Here is a 4,349-nt window from a genome sequence, read left to right on the forward strand (position 1 = left end):
CTGCGCGATGCGCTGGGCCGGCGCAAGTCGCTGGCCAGCGCGCCGGCCGGCGACTGGAAGCTGCCGCTGATCGGCCATCTGCCGCTGCAAAAACAATTGAGCATCCTGTCGACCGTGATGGCCCTGAGCCTGGCCGCCAGCCTGCTGTTCGTCGGCTTGAATACGCGCAGCGGCAATATCGCCTCGGCCCAGACGCAGCTGGCCAGCGATGCGCTGATGCATTCGCAGCGCATCGGCAAGGCCGCGCCGAACGCCGTGCAGGGCAATCCGGAAGCGTTCCGCCAGCTGGAGGAAAGCCGCAATGAGCTGAACCAGGATTTCCGCCTGATGCAGCGTGGTGGCACCTACCACGGGCGCGACATCGGCGAATCGCGCGCCAGCCTGCTGGCGGCCGTGGCCGACGCGCGCAAGAAGTGGGCCAGCAGCGACCGCGCGGCCAGCACCATCCTGCGCCTGAAAACGGAGCTGGGCGAATTCGACAAGACCTTGCAGCAATTGAACGCGCTGTCGCCCGCGCTGCTGGCGCAGACGGAGGAAATCGCCGCCCTGAAGGTGCAGCGCGGCGGCAATGCGCGCGACCTGGCCGTCATCGGCCGGCTGATGATGCTGAGCCAGCGCATGAGCCGCAGCGCCAGCGAATTCCTTTCGTCAGGCAGCATCAGTTCGGAAACGGCGTTCTCGCTGGGGCGCGACACGACGTACTTCCGCACCGCCGTCGAAGGCCTGCTCAATGGCAGCGTGTCGCTGCAGCTGGCGCCCACGCGCGACGCCGAGCTGCGCGAGCGCATGGTGGCGCTGAAGGCCAGCTTCGACACTTACCAGAAGCTGGTCTCGTCCATCCTCGACCGCCTGGATAAATTCAGTTCGGCGAAAAGCGCCGAGCAGCTGATCTTCAGCGAGAACGAAGACCTGCGCCAGCGCCTGACCCTGCTGCAGCAGATGTACCACGCAAACCAGGAAACCCTCGGCCTTGCCTTCTGGCTGATGGTCGCTGGCGTGCTGCTGACATTGATCGCGGCGGCCGGTATTGGCAGGGTGCTGCTGCAGGACTCCGTCAACCGCACGCGCGAGGCCGAGCGGCGTCGCCAGGAAGCGGAAATCCAGCGCCTGCTGTCGCAGGAAAAAGAGGAAGAGGCGAAGGCCAAGAATGACCAGAACCAGGCGGCGATCCTGCGCCTGATGAACGAATTGCAGAAGGTGGCCGATGGCGACCTGACGGTGCAGGCCACCGTCTCGGAAGACATCACGGGCGCCATCGCCGATTCCGTCAACTACACGGTGGAAGAACTGCGCGGCCTGGTGGGGCGCGTGACGGCCACCGCGGAACAGGTGAACCGCGCCTCGACGCAGGCGCAAAGCATTTCCAGCAAACTGCTGATCGCCTCGCAGCAGCAATCGCGCGAAATCCAGGGCGTCAGCGCCACCGTGGTGAAGATGGCCAATGCGATCACTGACGTGTCGAAATCGGCCAGCGTTTCGGCCGACGTGGCGCGCCAGTCGGTGGCGGCCGCGCTGCAAGGCTCGACGGCGGTGGAAAACGCCATCAAGGGCATGCATGAGATCCGCGAGCAAATCCAGGATACCTCCAAGCGCATCAAGCGCCTGGGCGAATCGTCGCAGGAAATCGGCGAGATCACCGAGCTCATTTCCGACATCACCGAACAGACGAATGTGCTGGCGCTGAACGCCGCCATCCAGGCCGCATCGGCCGGCGAGGCAGGGCGCGGCTTTTCCGTCGTGGCCGAGGAAGTGCAGCGCCTGGCCGAACGTTCGGCCGCCGCCGCCAAGCAGATCGGCGCGCTGGTGCGCACTATCCAGGCCGACACGCAAGATGCGACCAGGGCGATGGAAACATCCACCCAGGGCGTGGTCGAAGGCGCGCGCCTGTCCGATGCGGCCGGCGCGGCCCTGAACGACATCAGCCAGGTTTCGAAACACCTGGCCGAACTGATCCAGGGCATTTCGTTCGCCACCGGCACGCAGGCCGGTTCGGCCAGCGGCGTAGCCTTGAATATCCAGCATATCCTGAGCGTGACGGAGCAGACCCAGGATGGCACGCAGCAGACGGCGCAGTCGATCCATAAACTGTCGATGCTGGCGCAGGAACTGAAAAACTCGGTGTCGCGCTTCCGCGTCGCCGCCTGAACGCCGCGCCAGCCGATGGCGCGGCGCGTTGTGCGTACCGATTTTTGCGCTACGTATTCTTTACCGAGGCATGCATGAGTACACCTGATAGTCCGCAGCAGTCCAAGCCGTTCGACAGCGAACCCCTGTCGTGGGTGATGGTGGAAATCCGCGAGGCGCTGGGCCGCTCGAAAACAGCCCTGTTCGAAGCGGGTGGCCGCGAGCGCGAGGAACGCGCTACGGCCCTGCAGCATGCACGCTCGCATTTGCACCAGGCGCATGGCGCGCTGGTGATGGTCGACGTGGCCGGCGCCAGCCTGCTGACGGCCGGCGCGGAACAGGCGCTGGCGCGCTTTCGCGACGGCAGCCTGGAATACACGGTGGATCACGCGCAGGTGGTGGCCGGGCTGTATCAGGCCCTGACCGAGTATCTGGAAGACCTGGTGGCTGGCACGCCGCCGCAGCCGGCCCGCCTGTTCCCGTATTACCGCGACCTGCAAAGCATGCTGGGCGCCGAACGCATCCATCCGGCCGACCTGTTCTTTCCGCCCGCGTCGGTGCGCGATGGCCATGCCATCGCGCTGGCCGCAGCACCGCCTGCGGCCGATTATCCGGCCTGGCGCGGGCGCTTTGAAAAGTCCCTGCTGCCTTTCCTGAAGGCGCCGGATGACGCAACGCGGCGCCAGCATGCGGGCGTCCTGCATGAAACCTTGAACCTGGTGGCCGACGCGCAGCAGGAAGCGCCGGCGCGCACCTTCTGGTTTGCCATGCAGGCCTTCGCCGAACTGGCGGCCAGCGGCGAAGGCATGGGCACCTTGTATGTGAAACAGCTGTTTGGCCTGATCAACCTGCAGTTGCGCCGCCTGGCGCAGGGCACGGCCAGTCTGCCCGAGCAGATGCTGCGCGACGCCCTGTTCTTCATCGCTGCGGCAGCCGAACCGACGCCGGCGGCGCAGCAGCTGCGCGCCGCTTTCGCCCTCGATGGCCTGGTGCCGGCCGACGTGGAAACGCGGCGCTATGGCCAGGTCGACCAGGACGCCCTGCACGGTGCGCGCACGGCCCTGGCGCAGGCGCGCGCCAGCTGGAGCCGTCTGGCGCAGGCCGATCTCGACCCCGCGCTGAGCGTGGATTTCGGCGCGGCGCTGCAGGACGTGGCAGTGCATGCGGAGTCCTTGAAGCTGCCGGCCCTGGCCAGCCTGCTGCGCCAGTGCGCGGCCGTGGCGCAGCAAGCCGTGTCCAGCGGGCGCAGCGCGGCCCTGGAACAGGAGATCGGCACGGCGCTGCTGTTTGCCGAGACGGGCCTGGAGCAGGTGCGCCGCCTGCCCGACGATTTCGCCGGCAACGCGGAAACCATCGCCGCGCGCCTGCACGCGCTGCTGGCCGGTGAGGCGCCGCCGCCCTCCGCCGCCGGGGAACTGTCGCGCCAGATCGAACAGGGGCAAACCGTCGCCACGCTGGCCGACGAGATGAAAACAGGCTTGCGGCAGGTGGAAAAACTGCTCAATGACTATTATGCCGATGGCGCGCGCCAGGCTTGCCTGGATGCCGTGGCACCCCTGCTGCGGCAATTGCAGCAGCAGCTGGCCAGCCTGGAACAGGAAGACGCGGGCGCTGCCGTGCAGCAGGTCGAGGCGGCCGTGCTGCAGCTGCCAGCCATCGCTGCCCAGGCCGAACAGGCCGAGGCGCTCGACGAGATCGCGCAAAATATCAGCGCGCTGGGCTTCTTTGTCGACATGCTGGGCCGCAATGCGCAAGCGGCCAAGGGGCGTTTCCACTTTGATGCCGCCGCCGGTACCTTTCGCGCGCTGCCGTTTGAAAAAGTCGCCGCCAGCGGCAGCGTGCCCGTGCCCCTGCTCGACCAGGCGCTGGCGCCCGCCACGCCGTCCGCGGCCGATGCCGCGCCTGCCGATGCCGGCCTGGATGCGGAAATGCTCGACATCTTCACCGCCGAAGCGCGCGAAGTGCTGGCCTTTATCGATACCACCCTGGCCTTGCCGCGCGAGCAGGCGGCCAGCAGCGAACACCTGGCCATGCTGCGCCGTTCCTTCCATACCCTGAAGGGCAGCAGCCGCATGATCGGCCTGGCGCAGTTTGCCGAGGCGGCAGGCGCCATCGAACGCGTCATGAATACCTGGCTGGCCGAGGCCCGCACAGTCAGCGATGATTTGTTTACCTTGCTGAATTACGGCTGGTACCAGCTGAGCGAATGGGTGGCCGAACTGGAG

General features: G+C 66.8%; 2 protein-coding genes. Both read left to right on the plus strand.

Going from position 1 to position 4,349, the window contains the following annotated elements:
• On the plus strand, positions 1-2,145 hold a 2,145-nt coding region (locus tag JaAD80_RS29130), incomplete at its 5' end, for a methyl-accepting chemotaxis protein (protein ID WP_102299665.1).
• A 74-nt stretch (positions 2,146-2,219) separates the two neighbouring features.
• Positions 2,220-4,349: Hpt domain-containing protein (locus JaAD80_RS29135; protein WP_258003256.1), on the plus strand; the 2,130-nt coding region annotated here is incomplete at its 3' end.

Origin of the sequence: Janthinobacterium sp. AD80, from assembly GCF_002878455.1 — a bacterium.
In the GTDB taxonomy this organism is placed as follows: domain Bacteria; phylum Pseudomonadota; class Gammaproteobacteria; order Burkholderiales; family Burkholderiaceae_D; genus Janthinobacterium.